The organism is Actinomadura sp. 6N118, assembly GCF_044326415.1.
GTDB lineage: Bacteria > Actinomycetota > Actinomycetes > Streptosporangiales > Streptosporangiaceae > Spirillospora.
The window spans coordinates 15,762-39,303 of the sequence record NZ_JBIRAZ010000016.1; the positions used below are offsets into that span (position 1 = coordinate 15,762).

21 protein-coding genes are annotated in these 23,542 nt (G+C 70.1%); 10 read left to right on the top strand and 11 right to left on the bottom strand.

The genetic code is table 11. From position 1 onward, the window contains the following. Window positions 1–63 precede the first annotated feature (63 nt). From ACH34W_RS35310 to fahA, 3 genes are all read left to right on the top strand, one after another. Window positions 64–1,464 (top strand): DUF2637 domain-containing protein, encoded by a 1,401-nt coding sequence (locus ACH34W_RS35310; RefSeq protein WP_395965499.1) that lies wholly within the window; start codon window positions 64–66, stop codon window positions 1,462–1,464. 82 nt (window positions 1,465–1,546) lie between these two features. Further along, window positions 1,547–2,413, top strand: a complete 867-nt coding sequence (locus ACH34W_RS35315; RefSeq protein ID WP_395965500.1) for a hypothetical protein — start codon at window positions 1,547–1,549, stop codon at window positions 2,411–2,413. Window positions 2,414–2,441: 28 nt separating this feature from the next. Continuing rightward, window positions 2,442–3,659, top strand: coding sequence for a fumarylacetoacetase (fahA, locus tag ACH34W_RS35320; protein WP_395965501.1), 1,218 nt, complete (start codon window positions 2,442–2,444; stop codon window positions 3,657–3,659). A gap of 152 nt (window positions 3,660–3,811) precedes the next feature. On the opposite strand, the gene ispF is transcribed toward fahA, so the two are convergent. Both ispF and ACH34W_RS35330 read right to left on the bottom strand, forming a co-directional pair. Next, a complete protein-coding gene (gene ispF, locus ACH34W_RS35325) occupies window positions 3,812–4,285 on the bottom strand; it encodes a 2-C-methyl-D-erythritol 2,4-cyclodiphosphate synthase (protein ID WP_395965502.1) in 474 nt (157 codons plus the stop codon). 23 nt (window positions 4,286–4,308) lie between these two features. Beyond that, window positions 4,309–4,791, bottom strand: coding sequence for a CarD family transcriptional regulator (locus tag ACH34W_RS35330; RefSeq protein WP_151561586.1), 483 nt, complete (start codon window positions 4,789–4,791; stop codon window positions 4,309–4,311). A gap of 333 nt (window positions 4,792–5,124) precedes the next feature. Between ACH34W_RS35330 and ACH34W_RS35335 the strand changes: the two genes are divergently transcribed. After that, a complete protein-coding gene (locus ACH34W_RS35335) occupies window positions 5,125–5,910 on the top strand; it encodes a hypothetical protein (RefSeq protein WP_395965503.1) in 786 nt (261 codons plus the stop codon). Between the two features lie 128 nt (window positions 5,911–6,038). Further along, a complete protein-coding gene (locus ACH34W_RS35340; protein WP_395965504.1) occupies window positions 6,039–6,995 on the top strand; it encodes a hypothetical protein in 957 nt (318 codons plus the stop codon). Window positions 6,996–7,171: 176 nt separating this feature from the next. Here the strand turns inward: ACH34W_RS35340 and ACH34W_RS35345 are convergent, their stop codons facing one another. Continuing rightward, the gene (locus ACH34W_RS35345) at window positions 7,172–7,852 is read right to left on the bottom strand and encodes a winged helix-turn-helix domain-containing protein (protein WP_395965505.1); all 681 of its coding nucleotides are present in this window, start codon (window positions 7,850–7,852) and stop codon (window positions 7,172–7,174) included. 48 nt (window positions 7,853–7,900) lie between these two features. Beyond that, window positions 7,901–9,106: a sensor histidine kinase gene (locus ACH34W_RS35350; RefSeq protein WP_395965506.1), complete on the bottom strand. Its 1,206-nt coding sequence runs from the start codon at window positions 9,104–9,106 to the stop codon at window positions 7,901–7,903. Between the two features lie 191 nt (window positions 9,107–9,297). Here ACH34W_RS35350 and phoU point away from each other — a divergent pair, with 191 nt between their 5' ends. Continuing rightward, the gene (gene phoU, locus ACH34W_RS35355; protein ID WP_395965689.1) at window positions 9,298–9,972 is read left to right on the top strand and encodes a phosphate signaling complex protein PhoU; all 675 of its coding nucleotides are present in this window, start codon (window positions 9,298–9,300) and stop codon (window positions 9,970–9,972) included. A gap of 116 nt (window positions 9,973–10,088) precedes the next feature. Here phoU and ACH34W_RS35360 read toward each other — a convergent pair whose 3' ends face one another. The 3 genes from ACH34W_RS35360 to mshA are packed head-to-tail and all read right to left on the bottom strand — an operon-like array spanning window position 10,089 to window position 12,862. After that, window positions 10,089–10,937 carry a phosphoglyceromutase gene (locus tag ACH34W_RS35360; protein WP_395965507.1) on the bottom strand — a complete coding sequence of 283 codons (849 nt, stop codon included), beginning with the start codon at window positions 10,935–10,937 and terminating at the stop codon, window positions 10,089–10,091. Window positions 10,938–10,973: 36 nt separating this feature from the next. Next, on the bottom strand, window positions 10,974–11,474 hold the full coding sequence (locus ACH34W_RS35365; RefSeq protein ID WP_395965508.1) for a YbjN domain-containing protein: 501 nt from the start codon (window positions 11,472–11,474) through the stop codon (window positions 10,974–10,976). After that, window positions 11,471–12,862: a D-inositol-3-phosphate glycosyltransferase gene (gene mshA, locus ACH34W_RS35370; RefSeq protein ID WP_395965509.1), complete on the bottom strand. Its 1,392-nt coding sequence runs from the start codon at window positions 12,860–12,862 to the stop codon at window positions 11,471–11,473. Before mshA ends, ACH34W_RS35365 begins: the two co-directional genes overlap by 4 nt. A 202-nt stretch (window positions 12,863–13,064) precedes the next feature. On the opposite strand from mshA, the gene ACH34W_RS35375 reads away from it, so the two are divergent. Further along, a complete protein-coding gene (locus tag ACH34W_RS35375; RefSeq protein ID WP_395965510.1) occupies window positions 13,065–13,823 on the top strand; it encodes an SDR family NAD(P)-dependent oxidoreductase in 759 nt (252 codons plus the stop codon). Between the two features lie 40 nt (window positions 13,824–13,863). Here the strand turns inward: ACH34W_RS35375 and ACH34W_RS35380 are convergent, their stop codons facing one another. Next, window positions 13,864–14,766, bottom strand: a complete 903-nt coding sequence (locus tag ACH34W_RS35380; protein ID WP_395965511.1) for a class I SAM-dependent methyltransferase — start codon at window positions 14,764–14,766, stop codon at window positions 13,864–13,866. A gap of 93 nt (window positions 14,767–14,859) precedes the next feature. Between ACH34W_RS35380 and ACH34W_RS35385 the strand changes: the two genes are divergently transcribed. From ACH34W_RS35385 to ACH34W_RS35395, 3 genes are read left to right on the top strand one after another with little or no spacing between them, the layout of a single operon-like run. After that, window positions 14,860–16,476, top strand: coding sequence for an AMP-binding protein (locus ACH34W_RS35385; protein ID WP_395965512.1), 1,617 nt, complete (start codon window positions 14,860–14,862; stop codon window positions 16,474–16,476). A 51-nt stretch (window positions 16,477–16,527) separates the two neighbouring features. Beyond that, entirely contained in the window at window positions 16,528–17,322 is a 795-nt protein-coding gene (locus tag ACH34W_RS35390) for a TIGR03084 family metal-binding protein (protein WP_395965513.1), read from the top strand. Window positions 17,323–17,365: 43 nt separating this feature from the next. Continuing rightward, on the top strand, window positions 17,366–17,839 hold the full coding sequence (locus ACH34W_RS35395) for a universal stress protein (RefSeq protein ID WP_395965514.1): 474 nt from the start codon (window positions 17,366–17,368) through the stop codon (window positions 17,837–17,839). Window positions 17,840–17,861: 22 nt separating this feature from the next. On the opposite strand, the gene ACH34W_RS35400 is transcribed toward ACH34W_RS35395, so the two are convergent. The 3 genes from ACH34W_RS35400 to ACH34W_RS35410 form a co-directional block, all read right to left on the bottom strand. Further along, the gene (locus ACH34W_RS35400) at window positions 17,862–18,371 is read right to left on the bottom strand and encodes an O-acetyl-ADP-ribose deacetylase (protein ID WP_395965515.1); all 510 of its coding nucleotides are present in this window, start codon (window positions 18,369–18,371) and stop codon (window positions 17,862–17,864) included. Window positions 18,372–18,408: 37 nt separating this feature from the next. Beyond that, window positions 18,409–20,160: an ABC-F family ATP-binding cassette domain-containing protein gene (locus ACH34W_RS35405; protein ID WP_395965516.1), complete on the bottom strand. Its 1,752-nt coding sequence runs from the start codon at window positions 20,158–20,160 to the stop codon at window positions 18,409–18,411. A gap of 165 nt (window positions 20,161–20,325) precedes the next feature. Beyond that, a complete protein-coding gene (locus ACH34W_RS35410) occupies window positions 20,326–23,520 on the bottom strand; it encodes an AfsR/SARP family transcriptional regulator (RefSeq protein ID WP_395965517.1) in 3,195 nt (1,064 codons plus the stop codon). Window positions 23,521–23,542: the final 22 nt, after the last annotated feature.

A 23,542-nucleotide genomic window follows, 5' to 3' on the forward strand; every position in this document is an offset into this window, starting at 1 on the left:
GCGCGACTCCCCGTACGGCCCGTCGGCACGCCCATCCGCTCTCCCCCGAGACGAGTTGAGAAGATGCCCTCCGATCGTTCCACCACTGCGCTGCGCCGCCTTCTCACCGTGTCCGCGGGCCTCGTCGTGGTCGTGCTCTTGGGCGGCGCGTTCGTCCTGACTTACGACGTCCTGCGGGAGCTCGCCGTAGCGGGCAAGGCCAGCAAGCGTTGGGCGCCCGTCTACCCGGTCATGGTGGACGCGCTCGTGGTGATGACGATCCTCTCCCTGGTGGTCAGCCGGCAGGCCAGGTGGTGGTCGAGGTGGATCCGATGGGTGCTCCTGCTCGTCCTGCTCAGCGGTGCTGCCGCGATCGGCGTACAACACTCGCTCTGGGGTTACGAATCCCTGCCTGACGAGCCGGTCAAGGCAGGCATCGCCGTCGCGCCCCACGCCATGCTCATCATCTCCGTATGGCTGTGGCTGACGATGTTCAAGCAAGTCCGTACCTCCACCGCCTCCGGCCCCACCGCAAGCCCCGAGCAACCAGACCACCCGGAACGCCCCGAACACTTCGAACACCCGGTGAACGAGCCTGCCGTCCCAGAGACAACCCACGCCGTCCCAGAGACAACCCACGCCGTCCCAGACCTGATCCCGTTCCCGGAGACCGCCCCGGCGCCGCAGCCACAGCCACACCCGGAACGAGAGCCCGAGCCGACCTACGAGACTGAACCCGACGAACGCGTTCCAGAGCCCCAGTCCCGGCCCCAGCCCCAGCCTCCCCGATTCCACACCCCCACCCACATCCCCGAGCCTGACCCAGAACCCGTCACGCGACCCGACGCCCACGACGAAGACCTCCAGGAAACCTCCCCTCGTCCTCCTGTGCCGGCGCTGCTTGCCACGGACGTCGAACTCGTACGAACGCGGCCGCGCGACGAGCCCAGCTCCGCCAACTTGGCGAAGACGACCCGTCCCGACATCGTCGTACCCCCTGCGCTTGACGCCGCCGAGGACGAAGCCGAGTTCCCCGTCATGGACCGCGCCGAGGACCCTGACGCCGGGGACGACGATCCCGTCACCCCAACTTCCCGCGAGCTCTGGGCAGGCGGCCCTCCCGAGCCGCCGCCCATCCCCGAGCCCATCCCCGAGCCCGAGTCCGAGCCCGAGTCCGAGCCCGAGGACGCGTCTGAGGATGCGCCCGCGCCTGCGCACACCCCTACTTCAACCCCCACTCCGGAAACCTCACTTACCTCCGACACCCCGCCCACCGCTGACACCCCGGCCTCGACTGCCAAAAGCCCCACGACCACCAAGGCATCCCTGGCGTCCACGCCACCCGCGACTTCCAAGGCTGAAGAAGAAGCCAAGGACGACGAAGACGAAGACGACAACGACGACAAGGATGGCGACCCTCGGATCTGGGATTGGCACCCGCCTTCGAGCAGGTTCCGCAGCTCCCCGACCCCGCCCGCCGACTGACCCGGGCCACCGCCACAGCCACAGCCACGGGTCGCCGCGCCTCGGCCCGAGTCAACGTAGGAACGTCGGGTAGACACCGGCCATGAGCCTCTTCACACGGCTCGTCGACGACGCCGCCCTCTTTTCTCCCTCATGTGCGCCCATGGAGGAAGCGCTGCCGGCCTACCGCGCCACGGCGCCGGCCTACCGTGCCGCGGCGACCGCCGCCGATCCAGTCGTGGGCCGCTTCCTGTGCTCCGCGTCCCGGATCGCCGAGTTGCGCACACATCTGATCCCCGAAGACCTGCTGGATCTCGGTCTGATCGCCGACACCGACCTGGCCGAGCTCCCCAAGGCCCTCGACGCCGTACGTTCCGAACCTCGCGTACGGCTCGTCGCGGTCGAGATCACGCTGCCCGAGGACGCCGACCAGGCCCGGGCCGCCGCCGTGACGATCGCCCGGCTGCCGTCCGACGTCCCCACGTACATCGAGGTACGGCGCGCGCCCGGCTGGCGGGACATCCTCGACCGCCTGGCCGCAGCACGCGCTCGCGGCGCACCGCTCGGCGCCAAGCTGCGCACAGGCGGGCTGGTCGGCGAGGCGTTCCCGTCGACAGCCGAGCTAGCCGCCTTCATCGTCGCCTGCGCTGAACGGGACGTGCCATTCAAGTGCACCGCCGGGCTTCATCGCGCCGTACGGCACACCGACCCGGACACCGGCTTCGGCCACCATGGCTTCCTCAACCTCCTCCTAGCGGTGTCCCGCGCCGTGACCCCCGCGTACGACCACTTCATGCAGCCCCTCGAACGAACGCTCCAGAGAATCCTCGACCGCACCGACTCCACCACCATGGCCGCCGACGCGACCAACAACACCTCACCCGAAACCACGCGCCGTCTCCTCACGTCCATCGGTTCGTGCGACATCGACTCGCCGCGCGCGGATCTGAGCGAGCTGGGCCTGGTCTAATTGGGCGATTTGGGGAACATAGGACCCCATGACGACGGTTTCGTGGGTTGAGGTCAGTGAAGACAGCGGCTTCGGCGTCGACCATCTGCCGTACGGAGTCTTCTCCAAGCCCGGCGAGTTGCCTTGTGTAGGCGTGGCCATCGGGGCCTACGTACTCGACCTCGCAGCGCTGTCCGCCGCGGGACTCATCGAGGACCGCCATTGGTTCGCCTCTGGCTCACTCAACGGCTTCATGGTTGCGGGACGCTCCGTCTGGCAGGCCAACCGGGCTCGCCTCACCGAACTCCTCACCGACGAAGCCCATCGCGGCGCCATCGAGCCGCATCTGGTGCCAGTCACAGAAGTGGACCTCCTGCACCCGATCGACGTTGCCGACTATGTCGACTTCTACTCGTCCCTAGACCACGCGACCAACGCCGGAAGAATCTTCCGGCCCACCGGCGACCCGCTGACGCCCAACTGGAAACACCTTCCGGTCGCCTATCACGGTCGTTCCGGAACGGTCTATCCCTCCGGAACGGCCATCGTCCGCCCCTGCGGCCAACGCCGCACCGCCCCGGACCAGGCACCCACGTACGGCCCCTGCCTCAAGCTCGACTTCGAGGCCGAGGTGGGCTTCGTCGCGGGCGTTCCCTCAGCCGCGGGCAGCCGCGTGGTTCCCGACTCTTTCGCCGACCACATCTTCGGCTTCGTCCTGGTGAACGACTGGAGCGCGCGGGACATCCAGTACTGGGAATCACAACCACTGGGCCCGTTCCTTGGCAAATCCTTCGCGACGTCCATCTCCCACTGGGTGACGCCGCTCGCCGCCCTGGAGGCCGCACGCGTCGTCCAGCCTGCCCAGGATCCGGCTCCGCTCCCCTACCTACAGGTGAACGAGCCGTGGGGACTGGACCTCGCCCTCGAGGTCCTGATCAACGATCAAGTGATCTCCCGGCCGCCGTTCGCCACCATGTACTGGAGCTCGCCCCAGCAGCTGGCGCACGCGACGGTGAACGGCGCGCCCCTGCGCACCGGCGACCTCTTCGCCTCCGGAACGGTCTCCGGCCCCGAGCGCGAACAACGCGGCTGCCTCCTGGAGCTGACCTGGAACGGCGAGGACCACATCGAACTCCCCGACGGAACCAAGCGCCTCTTCCTGGAAGACGGCGACACCGTCACCATGCGAGCCACGGCCCCGGGCACCTCCGGCGGCCGCATCAGCCTCGGCCAGGTCTCCGGCACGATCTACCCCGCCACCCCCTGAACCCCGCAAACAGAGCCCTGGCAAGCGCCGCTGCGTTGATGCGTGGGGACCGCGCAGGTTTTACGCGCGGGGACCAGGCTGGTTTACGCGCGGGGACCGGGCTGGTTTACGCCTGCGGACCGCGCAGGTTTATGCGTGGGGACCGGGCTGGTTTACGCGTGGGGGAAGACCAGGGCGGTGGCTATGGCGGCTATGCCTTCGCCTCGGCCGGTGAGACCCAAGCCGTCGGTGGTGGTGCCGGAGATGGAGACGGGGGCGCCGTGCAACGCCTCGCTGAGGGTCTTTTCGGCCTCGGCTCGGCGCTTGCCGATTCGGGGGCGGTTGCCGATGACCTGGATGGCGACGTTGCCGATGGCGAAGCCGGCTTCGTGGACGCGGCGTGCCACCTCGCGCAGGAGGGTGACGCCGGAGGCGCCGGCCCAGCGGGGGTCGGACGTGCCGAACACGGCGCCCAGATCGCCCTGGCCGGTGGCCGACAGGAGGGCGTCGCAGGCGGCGTGGGCCGCCACGTCGCCGTCGGAGTGGCCCTCGAGCCCCTGGCCGGGCCATTCGAGGCCGGCCACCCAGAGAGGACGGGGCTCGGCGTCAGGAGAAGCGAACGGGTGGACGTCGGTACCGACGCCCACCCGTGGAAGCTGTGTGCTCACGCTCAGGTCGCGAGGACCTCGTCGAGGAGGGCCTCGGCCTTGTCCTCGTTGGTCTTCTCCGCGAGTGCGAGCTCACTGACCAGGATCTGCCGGGCCTTGGCGAGCATGCGCTTCTCACCCGCGGACAGGCCGCGTTCCTTGTCGCGCCGCCACAGGTCGCGGACGACCTCGGCCACCTTGTTGACGTCGCCGGAGGCCAGTTTCTCCAGATTGGCCTTGTAGCGACGTGACCAGTTGGTCGGCTCTTCGGTGTAGGGTGCGCGAAGCACCTCGAACACCTTCTCCAGGCCTTCCTGGCCGACGACGTCTCGGACGCCCACGTCCTCGACGTTTTCGACTGGAACCTGAACTGTCAGGTCGCCCTTGTCGACCTTCAGGACCAGATAGGTCCTTTCCTCACCCTTGATGGTGCGAGTCTCGATGGCCTCGATCCGAGCAGCCCCATGGTGGGGGTAGACGACGGTGTCGCCGACCTGGAAAGTCATGTGACAAGTACCCCTTCCGCTACAGCCAGGGTAGCACGGACCCGGCAGTGGCTGAACCGGCCTTAAAGGCAAATCCGCAGGTCAACCCCCTAATTGGGGTCTTGACAAAGCTCCTGAACGGTGCATACCGCCCATGTTCCATGCCTAAAACGCACGTGCGACAGGACGGGCAGCGGCACCCAGAACACCTCCGAACATCCCCTCCCAGTATGCGGGAAGCGGCCCATACTGGGAGGTGCACATGCCGGACTGCCCGGGTACGAAGCGCCCGTATGGGTCGAATATGGGCGCGCGAACGAGGCTCGGCTGGACTGCAGGAGAGCGAGGTGCGGCGTGAGACCAGACGGCGACCCCGAGCCAGACGACTACGGCCTGCCACGTATCGACGTGGTGGTGCCGGATGACGCGCGAGAGCTCGAACGCGAGGTCGTCGCCTATCGCCGCGAGGAACGCCAGCGCCGTCGCCGGGCACGCACCCGCCGCCTGCTGCGCCCGTTCACCCGCTTCGGCGTCGCTGTGCCGATCATCGCCGGCGCCCTCCTGGTGGCCCTTTTGAGCGGGGCCCTGATGACCGCGTTCGGTCCGCGACCGGCCCCTCGCCCCACCACTTCGATGATCACCCCGTACCCCACGGCGCCCATCGGCCAGATCGGCGGCACCCTGCCCGACGGCGAGGTGACCGTGGTGTCCGGGCAGCGCAGGCGGCAGCGGCTCCAGGCGCTGCGGCCGGGCGTCCTCGCGGTCGTGCCGCCGTCATGCACCTGCGCCAAGCTGGTGGACGAACTCTCCACCAAGACCAAGGAGTACAGGGTCGGCTTCTGGCTCATGTTCGACCGCAGAGGCGATTCCACCTCACGCGAGGCATCCCTCAAGAAGCTGCGCGCCCTGCAGGGCGCCGTCCGCGGCGGGCCGGTCAACCTCGTCGAGGACGATCAGGGGTACATGGCCAGGACGTACGTGAAGCCCGGTGGCAAGCCGGCCGCCGTTCTCGTCGGGCCCGACGGGCTGGTGAGCGACATCGTGGACGACCCGCAGCCGGGGAACGAGCTGACCGAAAAGGTTCGGCGACTCCAGTGGCCGGCCACCCCGGCCACCCCCACCACCCGCAACGGATCCTGAGACTCGGCGCTGCGCCTGCGAAAAACCACCCCGACGCCGGAACTCCGGCCGGTCCTCGCTACGCTTCCCCTGGCGCTTCGCGCCGCCACTTTCTTCGACTACCCCTTTTTCGCGAGGAGATCGACGCCGTGATCCGTAACAGCCGTCGAGTGGTCGCGTTCGCCATCGCGGGCGCCGTCGCCATCGCGCCGGTGATTTCCGGCTGCGGCGCCGGCGAGACCCCTCAGTCCGCCGCCCCGACCCAGCTGACCGAGGCCGTCAACGCCTCGGTGCCTCAGGGCGACAAGGTGGCGAAGGTCGACATCCGCAACATGTTCCTGCTGGGCCCCGAGGCCGACAAGGTGTTCCCCCAGGGAAGCTCGCTGCCGCTCTACGCGACCTTGATCAACCAGGTCACGGCACAGGACCGGCTGGTCAGCGTCACCTCTTCCGACTTCGCCCAGGTGCAGATCTCCGGCGGCGCGGTGACGGTGCCACCCGCGCAGTCGGAGGGCGCCGGCTCCGCCGTGACGCTCGTCGGCCCCTCCTCCGCCGCCACCCCGGGCGCCAAGCCCACCGGCAACGCCACCAAGCCGACGACCAAGCCCACCGGCGAGACCAGCCCCTCACCGGGCGCGACCGGCAGCCCCACACCCACCGGTACTCCCGGCGCGACCGGCAGCCCGACACCCACCGGTACCCCGGGCGCGACCGGGAGCCCCAGCGCACCGTCCTCGCCCACGCCCACCGCACCGGCCACCGGCGCGCCGTCCGCTCCGGGCGCGGGGACCGGGAAGGCCCCGCTGGTCGTCCTGTCCGGTCTCACCCGCGAGCTGCGCGGCGGCGAGACCGTCAAGGTGAAGCTCCAGTTCGAGCAGGCCGGATCCGTCGAGGTCTCGGTGCCGGTGATCCCACAGCAGGGCGAGTTCGCCACGTACGCCCCGGTCTCCACCGGCGTCCCGGTGCCCGGCGCTGCCACCACCCCGGCCACCACGCCCAGCGGCGCCACCGAGCACGGCGGCGCCGAGAACGGCACCCCCACTCAGGGCGGCGGCCACGGAACGACCACCCCGACCGGCAGCCAGAGCCCGGCCGCTCACGGCTGATCCGCCCGCACCAGCTCGACCGTACGGCCTGCCTCACAACCCGAGGCAGGCCGTTCGCGTTCCACTATCGCCCGCCCGTGACAGGAACGGGCGCGGTCGTTCTTGGGATGCGGAACTGTTCTTGGCATGCGAAACGGCCCGCGCTGGGGCGGGCCGTTCGGGGTGAGCGCGGGGGTTTACGGCTCGAACTTATAGCCCAGGCCGCGGACCGTGACGATGTAGCGGGGGGTGGAGGGGGCGGTCTCGATCTTGGCGCGGAGGCGCTTGATGTGGACGTCCAGGGTCTTGGTGTCGCCCACGTAGTCGGCGCCCCAGACACGGTCGATGAGCTGCATGCGGGTGAGCACGCGGCCGGCGTTGCGGAGCAGCACTTCGAGGAGCTCGAACTCCTTGAGGGGAAGCTGGACCGCCTCGCCGTTCACGCTGACCACGTGGCGTTCTACGTCCATGCGGACCGGGCCGGCCTCCAGAGTGGCGGGGGCCAGTTCCTCGACCTCGCCCTGGCGGCGCAGGACGGCGCGCATCCGGGCGATCAGTTCGCGGGTGGAGAACGGCTTGGTCACGTAGTCATCGGCGCCCAGTTCCAGGCCGACGACCTTGTCGACCTCGCTGTCCTTGGCGGTCAGCATGATCACGGGGACGTTCGACTTGGCGCGGAGCTCGCGGCACACCTCGGTGCCGGGCAGGCCGGGCAACATCAGGTCGAGCAGCACGAGATCGGCACCGTTGCGGTCGAAGATGTCCAGCGCGTCGGGGCCCGTGGCCGCCACGGCGACCTCGAAACCCTCCTTGCGCAGGTTGTACGAAAGTGCGTCGCTGAACGACTCTTCGTCCTCGACGACGAGCACACGGGTCACGGTGTTGCCTCCCGGGCGGGTTTCCAAATTCGGCGGGTCGTTCCCTGATCAGGGGGTCGGTGGGGTCGGGTGAACGCTCGAGGCGTCGCCGTGCCTGCCCTCTCTTGTCTGAGGAGGCGGGTTGAGGAGCGGCAACCGGATGGTGAAGGTCGAGCCGGAGCCCTCCTTGCTCCAGACGACGACCTCGCCGCCGTGCTTGGTGGTGACGTGCTTGACGATGGCCAGACCGAGGCCGGTGCCGCCGGTCTGCCGGGAACGGGCCGGATCGACCCGGTAGAAGCGCTCGAAGATGCGTTCCAGATCGACCTCGGGGATGCCGATGCCCTGGTCGGTCACGTTGATCTCGACGTGGTGGTCATCGCACTGCCGGACGGCCACGACGACGCGGGTGTTGTCCGGGCTGTAGGCGACGGCGTTGTCGATCAGGTTGCGGATCGCGGTGGTGAGCAGTTCCTCGTCGCCGCGTACCTTCAGGCCGTCCTGGCCACCGCCGGTCAGCTCGATGTTCTTGGCGCCCGCCTTGATCTGGCACCGGTCCAGCGCCTCGACGATCACCCCGTCGAGCGCGACCGCGTGCAGCTCGGGCAGCGGCTCGTCACCCTGGATGCGCGATAGCGTCATCAGGTCCTGGACGAGGTTGTTCAGCCGGACCGACTCGTGCTGCATGCGGCCGGCGAAGCGGCGGACGGCCTCGGGGTCGTCTGCGGCGCTCTCCACGGTCTCGGCGAGGAGTGACAGTGCGCCCACCGGGGTCTTGAGCTCGTGGCTGACGTTGGCGACGAAGTCGCGGCGGATGGCCTCGACCCGGCGCATCTCGGTGAGGTCCTCGGCCAGTACGAGGACCTGCCCGTGGGAGCCGAGCGGCGCCACCCGGACGGCGAACCAGCGGCCCTCGGCCCGGTTGCGGCCCTTGGTCGGGGTCACCTGGATCTCCGTCTCGCGGATCTCACCGTCCCGGCGGGACAGCCTGGCCATCGCCAGCACCTCATCGACCACCAGCCGGTCGCCGCTGACCAGCCCGAAGGCGCGCGCCGCCGAACTGGCGCGCAACACCCGATCCTCGCTGTCGACCACGACGGCAGAGGACCGCAGGACGCTCAGCACCGACGCGACACCCGGCGGCAGCCCACTCTGGGGCGCGGCCGGGGCCGTGACCTGCTGGGCTCGCTCGCTCACGCGCACCGCCAATCCCGTAGCGAGCCCGATTGCGAGCCCGGCAAGCCCGGCAAGGCCTGCAACTATCTCTACCTCCACACTTCGGATCGTAAGTGCCATTCAGGCGGTTCCTGCACCAAGGGGCTATCCGACACGGTCTCGTTAGCCCAAAGTTCACCTCTATATGTAAGTTCATTCATGCAGATCAGGCAGGCTGTTGCGTGGACGAGTACGTCCTGCGATCAAGCATGGAGCCGTCCGTCAACCCCATACGCACCGAGGATGTTCAATTGCGCGACGCCTATCACGAGGAACTCGACTCCCTCTCCGACAAGCTCGTGGAGATGACCCGGCTGGTCAGGTCCGCAATGGCCCGCGCGGTGACCGCCCTCCTGGACGCCGACCTGCGGCTCTCCGAGGAGGTCATCAGCTCGGACGAGCATGTCAACAAGATCGACGCGGAGATCGAGGAGACGGTCTTCGACCTGATGGCACGCCAGCAGCCGGTGGCGGGCGACCTGCGGACGTTGGTCACCGCCATGCGGATGAGCGGTGACCTGGAGCGCATGGGGGACCTGGCCGTGCACATCGCCAAGACCGCCCGGCGCCGTCACCCCGAGTCCGCCGTTCCGCCGGTGTTGCAGGCCACGGTCCTGGAGATGGGCCAGATCGCGGAACGCATGATCGCCAAGACGGGCAGCGTCATCGCCTCCCAGGACGTCGAGATGGGCCTGGAACTGGACGCCGACGACGACCGGATGGACCAGCTCCACCGCAAGGTCTTCGACATCCTGCTGTCCCCGAAGTGGAAGTACGGCGTCGAGCCGGCCGTCGACATCACCCTGGCGGGCCGCTACTTCGAACGTTTCGCCGACCACGCGGTGCACGTCGCCGAGGACGTGGTCTACATGGTCACCGGGCAGCGCCCGGAGGAGATCATCGACTCGCCCGAAGCCCGTTCCTGATTTACACCGCGTTCCTAGCTCACACCGCATTCCTGACTCACACGCACTCCTGACTCACACGACAAAAGGGGCGCCTCCCTCTCCGGGAGGCGCCCCTCGTGTTCGTCGTGCAGGGCTTACTTCTTGCGCTTGCCCCTGCGGCCGCCGGAGGGGGCGGGCGGAGCGGGTGCGACCGGCGCGGGCGGGACCGGGGCCTTGGCCGCGGGGGCCTTGCCACCTGCGCCGGCACCCTGGTTCTTGACGGCCTCGATGGCTGCCTTGGCGGCCTCCGGGTCGAGGTACTCGCCGCCGCGCTTGAGGGGCGCGAAGTCGTCGTCGAGCTCGTACACCAGCGGGATGCCGGTGGGGATGTTGAGCTCGGTGATCTCCTCGTCCGAGACGTCGTCCAGGTGCTTGACCATGGCGCGCAAGGAGTTGCCGTGCGCGGCGACCAGCACGGTGTGGCCGGCGGCCAGGTCGGGCACGATCGCGTCGTACCAGTACGGCAGGAGCCGGTCGACCACGTCGGCGAGGCACTCGGTACGCGGGATCAGCTCGGACGGCAGGCTCGCGTAGCGCAGGTCGTTGACCTGGGACAGCGGGTCGTTGTCCTTGATCGGCGGGGGCGGGGTGTCGTACGAGCGGCGCCAGATCTTGAACTGGTCCTCGCCGAACTCCTCGCGCGTCTGCGCCTTGTTCTTGCCCTGGAGCGCGCCGTAGTGCCGCTCGTTCAGCCGCCAGGAGCGGCGCACCGGGATCCACAGGAGGTCGGCGACGTCGAGCGCGATGTTGGCGGTACGGATCGCGCGCTTCAGCAGCGAGGTGTGGACCACATCGGGAGTGAGGTCGTTGTCAAGGAGCAGGTCGCCACCCTTGGTGGCCTCGCCCTCTCCCTTCGCGGACAGGTCCACGTCCACCCAGCCGGTGAAGAGGCCCTCCGCGTTCCACACACTTTCGCCATGCCGGAGCAATACCAGGGTCGCCATGGCACCAGAGCTTATAGGGGGTGTGCGAACGCGGCGTCAGCGGCGGTCGGGGTCAGCGAACGAGGCGAAGGCCTGCAGATTGGCCAGGCTCTCGCCGCGCTTGACCCGCCAGTCCCACTCCCGCTGGATGGACGTCTTGAAGCCGCGTTCGAGCGCCTTGTCGAAGTTCTCGTCCGAGTACGTGAGCACGCAGCCCAGGATCCGGTCGATCTCCTCGGGACTGACGGAGCTCAACGGCAGCCTGCCCACGATGTGCACGTCGCCGACGTCGTCAAGAGCGAACCCCATCCCGTACATCCGGCCGTTCTTCTCCAGCAGGAACCGGTAGAACTCGGCGTGGTTCTCGTCGGGACGGCGGCAGAAGAACGCCTCGACGTGCAGGCTGTGGTCGCCGACGATCAGCCACGTCATGGTGGCCAGTTTGTGCTGGCCGGGGAGCTTGACGAAGAACGCCCCGGAACGCGGCACCTCGTACTCCAACTCGGCCGCACGCAGCGTCTCTTCGATCACGGCGACGGGATCGGTCGTGGTGGTCATGCGGACACCTCGGCGGAAACGGTCGGGGAAGCGACGGACGAAGCAACGGACGAAGCGGCGGACAACACCGGCGCCTCCGGCGCGAGGCGATGCCGACCGGTCGGGAACATGGTCAAGGCGCCTGTATACACCTCGAGAAGCCGATCGACGGTGGTGTCCCAGCCGAACGACTGCGCGTGTCGCACCGCGCCTCGGGCCAGCCGGGCGTGCAGGCCGGGCTCGGCGTGCAGGCGCCGCAGGACACGTGCGTAGTCGGCCGGGTCGTGCCCGCTGATCAGCACGCCGGACTCGCCGTCCTTGACGGCGGTGCACAGGCCGCCCACGGCGGCGGCGACCACGGGGGTGCCGCAGGCCTGCGACTCGACGGCGACGAGGCCGAACGACTCGTTGTGAGAGGGGACGACGGTGACGTCCGCCGCCCGGTACCAGTCGGCGAGCTCGCTCTGCGGAGAGGGCGGCTCGAACCGTACGACATCCGAGATGCCCAGCTCGGCGGCCAGCCGCTGCAGGCCCTCGGGCCGCGAACGCCCGCTGCCGCTGGGGCCGCCGACGACGGCCACGACCAATGTGGAACGCAGCGACGGGTCGTCCTTGAGCATCCGGGCCGCCGCGTGCAGCAGCACGTCGGGTGCCTTGAGCGGCTGGATGCGGCCGACGAAGAGCAGCACGTACGCGTCGCGCGGCAGGCCGAGGCGACGCCGGGCTGGGCCGGTGCGATGCGGCAGCAGCCCGGTGCTCCGTGAGAGCAGGGCGGACTCCGGCCGGAACAGCGACAGGTCGACGCCGGGATTGACGGTGGCGACCCGCTCGGGGTCGGCGCCGTAGAGCTCGATCAGCTCACGGGCTTCCTTGGCGGTGTTGGCGACGAGCTGGTCGGCGGACTCGACGACCTGCTCCTCCCCCAGCACGCGTGCCGCCGGCTCGGGGGTGTCGCCCACGGCCAGCGCGGCGTTCTTGACCTTGGCCATGGTGTGCATCGAATGGACGAGAGGCACGCCCCAGCGCCGCTTGGCGGCCCAGCCGGCCTGGCCGGACAGCCAGTAGTGAGTGTGCAGAAGGTCATAGTGACCGGGGTCGTAGGAGGCCTCGGCGCGCAGCACCCCGGACGTGAAGCCGCACAGCTCCGCAGGCAGCTCGGTCTTGTCTAGCTCCTCGAAGGGCCCCGCGACGACGTTGCGCACCAGCACCCCGGGGGCCAGCTCGACGATCGGCGGCAGCGCGCGGCACGTGGCGCGGGTGAAGATGTCGACCTCGATCCCCCGGGCGGCCAGCCGCTTGGCCACCTCGACGACGTAGACGTTCATCCCGCCCGCGTCGCCGGTGCCCGGCTGGTCAAGGGGCGAGGTATGCACGCTGATCGTCGCAACCCGGTTGACACGACGCGACACGGACACCACCTCCGGTTGTGCAACCTACCGGTCGCAAATTGTGTTCCCACCGGGCGGCATCCATGTGGGACAAACGTGATCAATAGGATCAATGTGTCAGTTGTCACCACTTTTCCTACTCACCAGTCAGTGAGGCTTTGCTTCACGGACCGTTCAAAACCTCCTGTTCCGGTCACGCCCCCGAGCCTGGGACGCTAGGCGCATGCGTAAGACGGCGGTTGTCACCGGAGCAAGCAGTGGGATCGGCGCGGCCACGGCCAGGAGGCTCGCCGCCGAGGGGTTCAACGTCGTGCTGGCGGCGCGGCGGCGGGACCGCATGGAGGCCCTGGCCAAGGAGATCACCGACGAGGTGCCCGGCGCCGGGAAGGTCGCGGTGGTGGTCCTGGACGTGACCGACCAGGAGTCGGTGGACGCCCTGGCGGCCGGGCTCGCCGAGTGCCACGTGCTGGTCAACAACGCCGGCGGCGCGATCGGCCTGGAGCCGGTCGCCGCGGCCGACCCGGCCGACTGGCAGGCGATGTACGACACCAACGTGCTCGGCCTGCTCCGCGTCTCCAAGGCGCTTCTGCCCAAACTGATCGCGAGCGGCGCGGGTCATGTCGTGAACATCACGTCCCTCGCCGCCCACGCCAACTATGAGGGCGGCGCCGGATACAACGCGGCCAAGCACGCCGCGTACGCGGTGAACGAGGTCATGCGGCTGGAGCTGGTGGCCGAGCCCGTCCGCGTCACGGAGATCGCGCCGGGGCTCGTCAAGACGGACGAGTTCAGCCTGGTGAGGTTCCGCGGCGACACCTCCAAGGCCGACAAGCCGTACGAGGGTGTGCCGGATCCGCTGGTGGCCGACGACGTCGCCGACTGCATCGCCTGGGCGGTCACCCGCCCGGCGCACGTCAACATCGACCGGATCGACGTCCAGCCGCGCGTCCAAGCGGCCCCCCACAAACTCCACAGAATCTGACCTGCACCGCGCGGCTAGCGGAATCATCACGGGATCGCCCTCATCGGAGAGGGGCCACGGCCGACCAGGGGAAGGTCACTTCGCCCAGACGCCAGCGGGCTCGGCCGCCGTATGGGGGGTGTGCGAGCACCGGGTGAGTGCGCGCCAGCAGGGAGACCGCCTCGATCCAGCGGGCGCGGGGGCCGAACGGCGAATGGGGGGCCGCGACCGCCCAGCAGCGGTCGAAGTCCCTGAGCAACGCGTGCACCCGTTCGCCGGGGACGTTGCGGTGGATCAGCGTTTTGGGCAACCGCTCGGCCAGCTCCGACGGCTGCCCAAGCGAGCCGAGATGCGCGGCGAACGTGATCGTCTGCGGCCCCGAGCGCGTCAACGTGACCCAGACCGCGCGCCGCCCGATCTCGTTGCACGTCCCCTCGACCAGGACGCCTTGCGGGGCCAGCTTCGCGCACAACCCGTCCCAGGCCTGCCAGGCGGCATCCTCGTCGTACTGCCGCAGCACGTTCAGCGCCCGGATCAGCACGGGCGGGCGGTCCACCGGCAGTTCGAAGCCGCCGCGCCGGAACGACAACCCCTCCAGCGGATGATCCGCCAGATACGCGAGACCGGCGGCCACCCGATCGGGTTCGATCTCGATCCCCACGACCTCCAGCCGGGGCGACACCGCACGCAAGCGCGTGTAGAGCTCGACCGTCGTCACCGGGGACGCGCCGTACCCGAGATCGACCGCCAGCGGGAGCTCAGCCGAACGCGACGGACCGGCCGAACGCGACGGACCGGCCGAACGCAACGGCCCTGCCGAATGCGACGGGCCGGTCGAACGCAACGGGCCGGCCTGTGTCGCGGCGATCCAGCGGTCGATGCGGCGCAGCCTGTTCGGTGCGGTGGTGCCGCGGGTGATCTCCCCCTCGGGCTTGCGCGCTCTGGCCACCCTGAGATTCTCCATGGCGGCTCTACCGAATGAGGGCGACCCACTGAATGAGATTCGGTAAGTAATCGTTTACGGTGATCCCAGGTAGCCGTCCCTGGAGGAATGCCGATGCCGCACCTCGACCTGGCCACCCTGCACGAGGCCGTCGCGGCCGCGATTCCCGACCGCGAATGCCTGGTCTGGGGAGGCGGCCGGATGACCTGGCGCGAGGTCGGCGAACGGAGCAAGCGGCTGGCACGCATGCTGCACGAGCACGGGCTGGGCCGCCACGGGGAAGCCACCCAGCCGTGGGAGTCCCCGCACGACCACCTGGCGCTCTACCTCCACAACGGCCCGGAGTACCTGGAGGGCCTGCTCGGCGCGCACAAGGCCCGGGCGTCCGCGTTCAACGTCAACTACCGGTACGTGGACGACGAGCTGGCTCAGCTCTTCACCGACGCCCACCCCGCCGCGATCCTCTTCCACTCGCGCTTCGCCGCCACCATCGGCCGCGTCGCCAAGCGCCTGGACGCGGCGCCGCTCCTCCTCCAGGTCGCTGACGACTCCGGCGAGAACCTGCTCCCCGGCGCCCTCGACTACGAGGCGGCCCTGGCCGCCGTGTCTCCCGATCCCCTGGACGTACGGCCGGACGCGGGCGACCTGCACATCATCTACACCGGCGGGACGACCGGACTACCCAAGGGCGTGCTGTGGCGGATCGGCGACCTCATGGCCGGCCCGCTCGGGCTGGCCCGCCGTGACGGCACCCCCATCACCGACCTGGACGAGGCCGTCGAACGCGCCGTCAACGGCCGCCATCGGGTGCTGATCGGCCCGCCGCTCATGCACGGGGCGGGCACGTGGTCGGCGCTCGGCGGCTGGTGCGGCGGTGCCTGCGTGGTCTTCCCCGGGCGCGTGGACGGGCTGGACGCCGCGGACCTGCTCGCCACCGCGGAACGCGAGCGGGTGACGCGCATGCCCATGGTCGGCGACGCGTTCGCCCGCCCGATCGTCGAAGAGCTGGACCGCGGCTCGTACGACCTGTCCACGGTGCGCACGCTGCTCAACTCGGCCGCGAGCATCAGCCCGGACGTCAAGCGGCGGCTCCTCGACCACCTGCCGAACGCGCACCTCCACGACGTCCTCGGCTCCTCCGAGTCCGGCTTCGCGGTGACCCGGCACGGCTCGGCGGACCGCCCGTTCGTCCCGGCACCTGACACCGCGGTGCTGAGCGCGGACCGCAGCCGCAAGCTCTCACCCGGCGAGGACGAGCTGGGCTGGCTGGCCAAGGGCGGCCGGTTGCCGCTCGGCTACCTGAACGATCCGGTCAAGACCGCCGCGACGTTCATCGTCCTCGACAGCGAGCGTCTCGTGGTGGCGGGCGACCGGGCCCGGCTCCGCGCGGACGGCACCGTCGAGGTGCACGGACGTGAGGCGACCACGATCAACACCGGCGGCGAGAAGGTCTTCGCCGAGGAGGTCGAGACCGTGCTGCGCGATCTCCCCGGGGTGGCCGACGCGCTGGTCGTCGGCCGGCCGAGCGAGCGCTGGGGCACCGAGATCGTCGCGGTCCTGCGCACCGCCCCGGACGCGGCACCGACCGACGACGACCTCCGGGAGGGCTGCGCCGCACATCTCGCCCGGTACAAGATCCCCAAGGCGTTCCTGCGGACGGAGCAGGGCCTGCGCCTGCCCAACGGCAAGGCCGACTACGCGGCAGCACGCACGATCGTCACTGCAGAATGAGATTCGGTTGAGCTCTGTACGCGGCAGGGTGCGACGGTGAATGCTGGCGGGATGCCGGATCTCACCTCGCTTCTCGCGGACCTCACGGACGAGGGTGACGCGCTCGACGCGCTGGTCGCGCCGCTTCCCGCCGACGCATGGGCCACACCGACACCCGCCAAAGGCTGGACGATCGCCCACCAGATCGCCCATCTCGCCTGGACGGACGATCAGTCGATCGCGGCGGCCACGGACGAGGAGGCGTTCAACGGGATCGTCGCCAAGGCGCTGGCGGACCCCGGCGGGTTCGTGGAGGCAGGGGCGGCCGACGGTGCCGCCGACGATCCGGCACGGCTCCTCGAACGCTGGCGGACGGGCAGACGCCAGGTAGTGGCGGCACTGGCGGCGGTGCCCGCGGGCACCCGGCTGCCGTGGTTCGGGCCACCGATGGGCGCGGCCTCGATGGCCACGGCCCGCCTGATGGAGACCTGGGCGCACGGCCAGGACGTCGCCGACGCGCTGGGCGTGCGGCGGGAGCCGACCCACCGACTGCGCCACGTCGCCCACATCGGCGTGCGGACACGGAACTTCGCGTTCAACGTCCGCGGGCTCACGCCGCCCGATGCCGAGTTCCGCGTGGCCCTCACGTCTCCTGACGGCGAGGAGTGGACGTGGGGCCCGGCGGACGCCGCGCAGTCGGTGACCGGACCGGCGCTGGACTTCTGCCTGCTGGTGACGCAGCGGCGCAACCGCGCCGACCTCGCCGTGACGGCCGACGGACCGGACGCCGACCGGTGGCTGGACGTGGCGCAGGCCTTCGCCGGCCCGCCCGGCCCCGGCCGCCCAGCGGAGTCGGCGCGGACCTGAGCATCAGAGTGTTCGTTGTCCCTGCTCGGGACATGACTTAGGCATGACCATCCTCATCGCGTACGACGGCTCGGACGACGCCAAGGCCGCGATCGATTTCACCGGCCGGCACGTGAGCCCGGCACCGGCCGTGGTGCTCGTCGTCTGGGAGCCGCTGCTCATGCAGATCGCCAGGTCCTCGGCCGCCCCGCCCGCCGCGTTCGTCGGCGACGATGACGCCGGGGCGGAACGGCGGCAGCGGCAGGAGGCCGAGGCGCTCGCGGCCGAGGGCGCCGAGCTCGCCCGGAGCGCGGGGCTGACCGACGTGACTCCGCGCGCCGAGGCGAGCAACGGCCCCATCTGGGCGACCATCGTGGACGTCGCCGACGAGATCGACGCCTCGCTCGTGGTCACCGGCACGCGCGGGCTGGCGCGGGTCACGTCCGTACTGCTCGGCAGCGTCTCGGACCGCGTCCTGCACCACGTCAAACGGCCGGTGCTGATCGTGCCGAAGATGACCGAGGACGCCGACGCCTGATCAGGAATTAGCCGACACCTGATCAGGAACTAAGGGCCTGCTCGAACGCCTCGTAGGCGTCCTCCGTGAACAGCACGAACCGCGCATCCGTGACCTTGGTGACCGTCGAGCGGACCGTGCCGACCGCGATGCGCGCCGCGTCGTGGATCGGCCACCCGTAGATCCCGGCCGAGACGGCGGGGAACGCCACGGACTGCACGCCCAGGTCGTCGGCCACGCGCAGCGCCTCCCGGTAGCAGGAGGCCAGCTGGTCGGAACGATCCTCGGACGAGGAGTAGACCGGCCCGACCGTATGGATCACCCAGCGGGCCGGGAGCCGCCCGGCCGTGGTCGCCACCGCCTGCCCGGTGGGCAGCCCACCCCCGTAATGGGAGGCCCGCAGCTTGCGGCACTCGTCCAGGATCGCCGGGCCGCCCCGGCGATGAATGGCCCCGTCGACGCCTCCCCCACCGAGCAGCGAGGAGTTCGCCGCGTTCACCACGGCGTCCACCTGCTGCTCGGTGATATCGCCCCGCACCAGCGTGATCTGCATCGATGTCACCTCCCCGGCAAGCCTTTCATCCGTCGCCTCAGCGCGTCGACGTCTCCAGCACCCTGCCGTCGCGGAGTTCCAGCCGGGAGCCGGTGAAGCGGCTGCGCAGCAGGCGGTCGTGGGTGACCACGACGAGGGTCCCCGCGTAGGCGGCGAGCGCCTCGTCGAGTTCCTCCACCAGCATCGGGGACAGGTGGTTGGTCGGCTCGTCAAGCAGCAGCAGGTCGACCGGGCGGCTCACCAGCCGTGCCAGCTCGACCCGGCGCCGCTGGCCGACCGACAGGGCCCCCAGTGGCAGCCGCAGGTCGTCCGGACGGAAGAGTCCGAGCCGGAGCAGCTCGTCCGCGTACTCGTCCGGGGTACCGGGACGGCCCGCCGCGTACGCCGCCAGAACGGTCCGCCGTGGCGGCCCGGCAATGCCCTCCTGCCGGAGATATCCGACGCGATCCGGACGCCGCACCGACCCCGCGTCCGGGACGAGTTCACCGGCCAGAACGCGCAGCAGCGTGGTCTTGCCCGCTCCGTTCGGACCTCCGATTAGCAGCCGCTCGCCCGGCATGAGCCGGAGCCCGTCCACATGAAGCCGACCTCCCACCGTCACATCGGAGAGCTCGATCGAATCCTCGTCGCTCGTTCCACCTGAGGTCCTCTCGCCCGCGATCCGCGCGTCTATGACCTGCCCGTCTACGATCTGCCCGTCTACGATCTGCCCGCCTGCGACCTCCCCGCCTGCGATCCGTGCGGTGAAGCGGAGCGGCTCGGGCGGCGGCGGCACCGCGTTCTCGCGCAGCGTCGCCAGCCGCTCGTTGGCGATCCGGACCCGGTTGGCCGTCCCGTGAGAGGACGACCGTGCCCGATGTGCGCCGTTGCCGGTGTTGGCGAGCGGCGCCTTACGGCCGAGCGTCGCAAGCCAGGCGCCGCCCGTCCGGACCAGACGTGATTGCCGTTCGACGTCGCCCTTCCACTCCTCGTACGCGCGCTCCCATCTGGCTCGTGCGGCTGCCTTGGCGGTGAGGTAGCCGGAGTAGCCGTCGCCGTACCGCCGTACGCTGCGGGTCTCGTGGTCGACTTCGAGAATGGTCGTGGTGATCCTCTCCAGGAACACCCGGTCATGGGTGATCGCGACGACCGTGCCGTGGTGGGTCCGGACGTAGTCCTCCAGCCAGGCCACCGCGGCGTCGTCGAGATCGTTGGTCGGCTCGTCGAGCAGCAGCAGTTCAGGCGCTGCCGCCAGCGTCGCCGCCAGCGCCAGCCTGGAGATCTGGCCGCCGGACAGCGTCGCGATCGGCCGTGCGCGGTCGAGTCCGGGGAGCCCGAGGCCGTGCAGGGCGATGTCCACCCTCGCGTCGGCCTCGTAGCCGCCACGGCGCTCGAACTCCAAGAGCAGGTCGCCGTACGCGGCGAGCTGCTCGTCGCTCGCCGATCCCAAGCCGGTCTCGGCGGCCCGCAACGCCGCCTCGATCTCCCGCAGGTCGGCGAGCGCCAGGTCGATGACGTCGGCGGCCGTGGCAGCGCCGCCGGCCAGACCTTCCACAAGGTCCAAGCTCTGCGGCAGGTACGCGAGCCCACCGGGAGCAACGACCGTGAGATCTCCGTTGTCGGGTGCTTCACGGCCCGCCATGAGCCTGAGAAGGGTCGACTTGCCGGAGCCGTTCTCGCCGATGACGCCGACCTTCTCGCCGGGCTTGATGGTGAAGGAGACCCGGTCGAGCACGACCCGGTCGTCATAGCGCTTCGTCACCTCGTTCAGCGTGAGCTGGGCGACGGAATCAGCAGATGGGGTACGCAAAAGACGCTCCTGTTCCCGGCCTGTAAAGAGGGCAGGCCGCATTCGAGCAGACAGAGGGGGCTGCGGATCGCGGGCGGAGGCGGCAGAACTGTCAGAGCTGTCAGAGCTGACAGAGTCGGCAGAGCCGCGCGCGATCAGAGGAACAGGAAACTCATGAGCGTGAGATTAGACGAACCGTCTCGTCTCGTCAAGCCCTTGGTGTATTCGCGCCGCGATGCGGTCCACGTCGCCACGTTCGGCCGGCGGCATCGGCGCTCCCACGGCCTCTCTCAGCCGGGCGGCCTCGGCCAGCGACTCGGCCGCCCGCTCGTACTCCCCGGCGAGCGACAACGCCCCCGCCATGCCTTCGAACGCCAAGGCGGTCGCTCGCGGATCGCCCGCGTGCCGCGCCGTCTCGACCGCCTCCCGCTGCCACTCCAGCGCCCGATCCGCGTCCCCGCGCAGCTCGGCGGTGAAGCCCAGTTCGGCAAGGATGAGCACCAGTCCCGAATGGGTCCCGAGCCGGCGGTTCCAGTCGAGCCAGGCGCGCAGATGGGCTTCGGCCGCGTCGAGCCGTCCCTGGCGGCGGGCCACGAGCGCGAGCCCGACCTCGGCATACTCCTGGCCGAACGTGTTGGACTGTTCCTCGGCAAGGCGTCGCGCGCGCTCAAGGAGCTGGCGGGCCCGCTCGAAGTCGCCTTGCAGCATCGTGATCCTGCCGAGGCCCGACAGCCGGTACGAGACGTCTGCCCAGAGGCTGAGCTCCTCGGCGACCCGCACGCCCTCCTCGTGCAGGCGGGCAGCCCGCTCGTAGTCTCCGACGATCTCGGCGTACATGCCGCGGTTCTCGGCGGCCTGGAGCCGCCCCCAGCGGTCGCCCAGCTCGGCGAAGATCTCGGCACTCTCAGTGGCGGCGCGATCGAGCGTCGTGAGGTCTGCCCGGAACGTCGCCTGGCCCGCCCTGGTCGCCAGCGCGGCCGCCAAGCCCCAGCGGTCGCCGGTCGCCCGGAAGTCGGCCAGCGCACTCGCCACGAGCTGTTCACTCGTGGCCAGGTCGCCGTAACTCAGATGGACGAAGCTGAGAAACCACAGGGCACGGGCCCGTTCGCCCTCGATCCACGTACCGGATGAGTCGCCGTCCTCCAGCCCGGGGACAGGCAGCTCCGCTCCCCTGCGGATGTCGTCGAAGTGCCCATCGCTGATCATCATCTCCAGTCCGGCCCGCCAGGCGGCGGCCCGGCGGACACACGGGTCGTCACTCCCCACGTGCGCGGCCAGCGCCACCGTCAGCGAACGGTATGCCTCGCGATAGCGGCCACGCAGGAACCAGTACCAGGTCAACGCATTGGCGAGGAGCAAGCCGTCCGGTGTCGCGCCGTACTCCGTCGCACTTTCGAGCGCGGCCCGCAGATTGCCGGTCTCGGCGTCGAGCCGGTCCAGCCAGGTCCGCTGATCGCAGCCGTACAGACACGGTTCGGCTTGCTGCGCGAGCGCGAGGTAGTACGCGAGGTGCCGCCGCCGCACGCGTTCGGTCTCGCCCGCTGCGTCCAGTTGCTCCAGGCTGTAGGCCGCGACCGACTCCAGCAGCCGGTACCGCGGCCCGCCGGGGCCGTCCACGGCGACGACCAGCGAACGATCCACGAGGCGCGCCAGCAGGTCGAGCACATCGGCGGCCTCGATCCCGGCACCCGAACAGACCGTCTCGACCGCCTCCAGCGTGCAGTCCCCGGCGTGCACGGCCAGCCGCCGCAGCACGATCCGTTCCGGCTCGGTCAGCAGCTCCCAGCTCCAGTCGATCATCGCGCGGAGCGTGCGCTGGCGTGCCGGGGCGTCCCGCCGTCCGGCCCCCAGCAACCGGAACCTGTCGTCCAGCCGGTCTGCGAGCCCGCGCACGCCGAGGGTGCGCACCCGGGTGGCCGCCAGCTCCAGCGCCAGCGGGATCCCGTCCAGCCGCCGGCAGATCGTCGCGATCACCTCGGCCGTGCCGGCCCCGTCCAGATCGGCTCCCGGTGCGGCGGCGGATGCCCGTTCGGTGAACAGCTGCGCTGCGCTGGACTCCGGCAGCGGCGGTACGGCCTGGACCACCTCACCGGCGATGGCCAGCGGTTCCTGGCTCGTCGTCAGGACGCGCAGCCCCGAATCGTCCCGGAGCAGCGTCTCCGCGAGCTTGGCGACCGGCTCGACCAGATGCTCGCAGTTGTCCAGGACCAGCAGCAGCCGACGGTCGCGAAGCGCCTGGACGAGCCGCTCCACCGGGCCCGCCGAGGCGTCGTCGCGGATTCCCAGGACCCTGCCGACCGCCTCCCCCACCTCATCCGGAAGCCGTCGGCCGGCGAGCTCGACGAACCAGACACCATCGGGAAAGCTCCTGGCACCGGCGAGCCGCGCGGCGACCTCCAAGGCCAGGCGCGTCTTGCCGACCCCGCCTGGGCCGGTGAGCGTCACCAGCCGAGCGGTGTCGAGTGCCTCGCTCGCTCGGGCGACGTCGTCCTCCCGCCCGACGAGGCCGGTCGGCGGGACAGGGAGGCGCGACTCAGGCAGGCTTGTCAACGACGCCGGAGCCCGGACCTGGATCGGCGCCTGCGCCGGCGCCGGCGCCGTCACCTGGGCCTGGGCACGATTGGTCGCCGGGGCGAGCCCGGGGGCCTGGTTGAGGATGGCCTGGTGGAGTTCGGCCAGTTCGGGGCTGGGGTCAAGGCCTAGTTCGTCTGCGAGGCGCTTGCGCAGGTCGGCGTAGCCGTCCAATGCCTCGCTCTGCCTGCCCGCGCGGTACAGAGCCCGCAGCTGAACGGCACGCAGCCGTTCGCGAAGGGGATGCCGGGCGACCACGTCGCTCAGCTCGTCCGCCAGTGAACCGTGCTCGCCCAGCTCAAGCCGGACCTCGGCGCGTTCCTCCAGCACAGTCAGCCGCTGCTCTTCGAGCCTGGTGATCGCGGCCCTGGCGAACGCGGCGTCCGTGAAATCGGCGAACGCGGGACCACGCCACAACTCCAGCGCCTCCGTGAACAGGCTCGCCCTGGCGCGGAGGTCGCTCGTCCGGCGAGCCTGGTCGAGCAACACCGCGAACCGCCCGGCGTCGACGTCACCGGGCTCGATCCGCAGCCGATAACCGGCTGGGCTGAAGGCGACCAGAGCTCGCGCGCCGGGCTCCGCCCGCTCCAGGGCGCGGCGCAGCTGCGACACCTTGGACTGCAGGGAGTTGGCCGGATTGGCCGGGAGGTCCTCACCCCAGAGGTCGTAGGCGAGCCGGTCCACCGGAACGGGACGTCCCGGATCCACGAGCAGGTCGGCCAGGAGAGCCCGGACCTTCGCTTCGGGAACCTGGACCTGACCGCCGTCAGCCGTCCACACGGCAAGCGGCCCCAATACCCCGAAACGCATGCTGATCACCGTAACCGACCGT

Excerpts from the sequence above, each read along its gene's own strand:
- ACH34W_RS35310 (WP_395965499.1), top strand. The coding sequence starts at position 64 with ATGCCCTCCGATCGTTCCACCACTGCGCTGCGCCGCCTTCTCACCGTG.
- ACH34W_RS35315 (WP_395965500.1), top strand. The coding sequence starts at position 1,547 with ATGAGCCTCTTCACACGGCTCGTCGACGACGCCGCCCTCTTTTCTCCC.
- fahA (WP_395965501.1), top strand. The coding sequence starts at position 2,442 with ATGACGACGGTTTCGTGGGTTGAGGTCAGTGAAGACAGCGGCTTCGGC.
- ACH34W_RS35330 (WP_151561586.1), bottom strand. The coding sequence starts at position 4,791 with ATGACTTTCCAGGTCGGCGACACCGTCGTCTACCCCCACCATGGGGCT.
- ACH34W_RS35360 (WP_395965507.1), bottom strand. The coding sequence starts at position 10,937 with ATGGCGACCCTGGTATTGCTCCGGCATGGCGAAAGTGTGTGGAACGCG.
- ACH34W_RS35365 (WP_395965508.1), bottom strand. The coding sequence starts at position 11,474 with ATGACCACCACGACCGATCCCGTCGCCGTGATCGAAGAGACGCTGCGT.
- ACH34W_RS35375 (WP_395965510.1), top strand. The coding sequence starts at position 13,065 with ATGCGTAAGACGGCGGTTGTCACCGGAGCAAGCAGTGGGATCGGCGCG.
- ACH34W_RS35380 (WP_395965511.1), bottom strand. The coding sequence starts at position 14,766 with ATGGAGAATCTCAGGGTGGCCAGAGCGCGCAAGCCCGAGGGGGAGATC.
- ACH34W_RS35385 (WP_395965512.1), top strand. The coding sequence starts at position 14,860 with ATGCCGCACCTCGACCTGGCCACCCTGCACGAGGCCGTCGCGGCCGCG.
- ACH34W_RS35390 (WP_395965513.1), top strand. The coding sequence starts at position 16,528 with ATGCCGGATCTCACCTCGCTTCTCGCGGACCTCACGGACGAGGGTGAC.
- ACH34W_RS35395 (WP_395965514.1), top strand. The coding sequence starts at position 17,366 with ATGACCATCCTCATCGCGTACGACGGCTCGGACGACGCCAAGGCCGCG.
- ACH34W_RS35400 (WP_395965515.1), bottom strand. The coding sequence starts at position 18,371 with ATGCAGATCACGCTGGTGCGGGGCGATATCACCGAGCAGCAGGTGGAC.
- ACH34W_RS35410 (WP_395965517.1), bottom strand. The coding sequence starts at position 23,520 with ATGCGTTTCGGGGTATTGGGGCCGCTTGCCGTGTGGACGGCTGACGGC.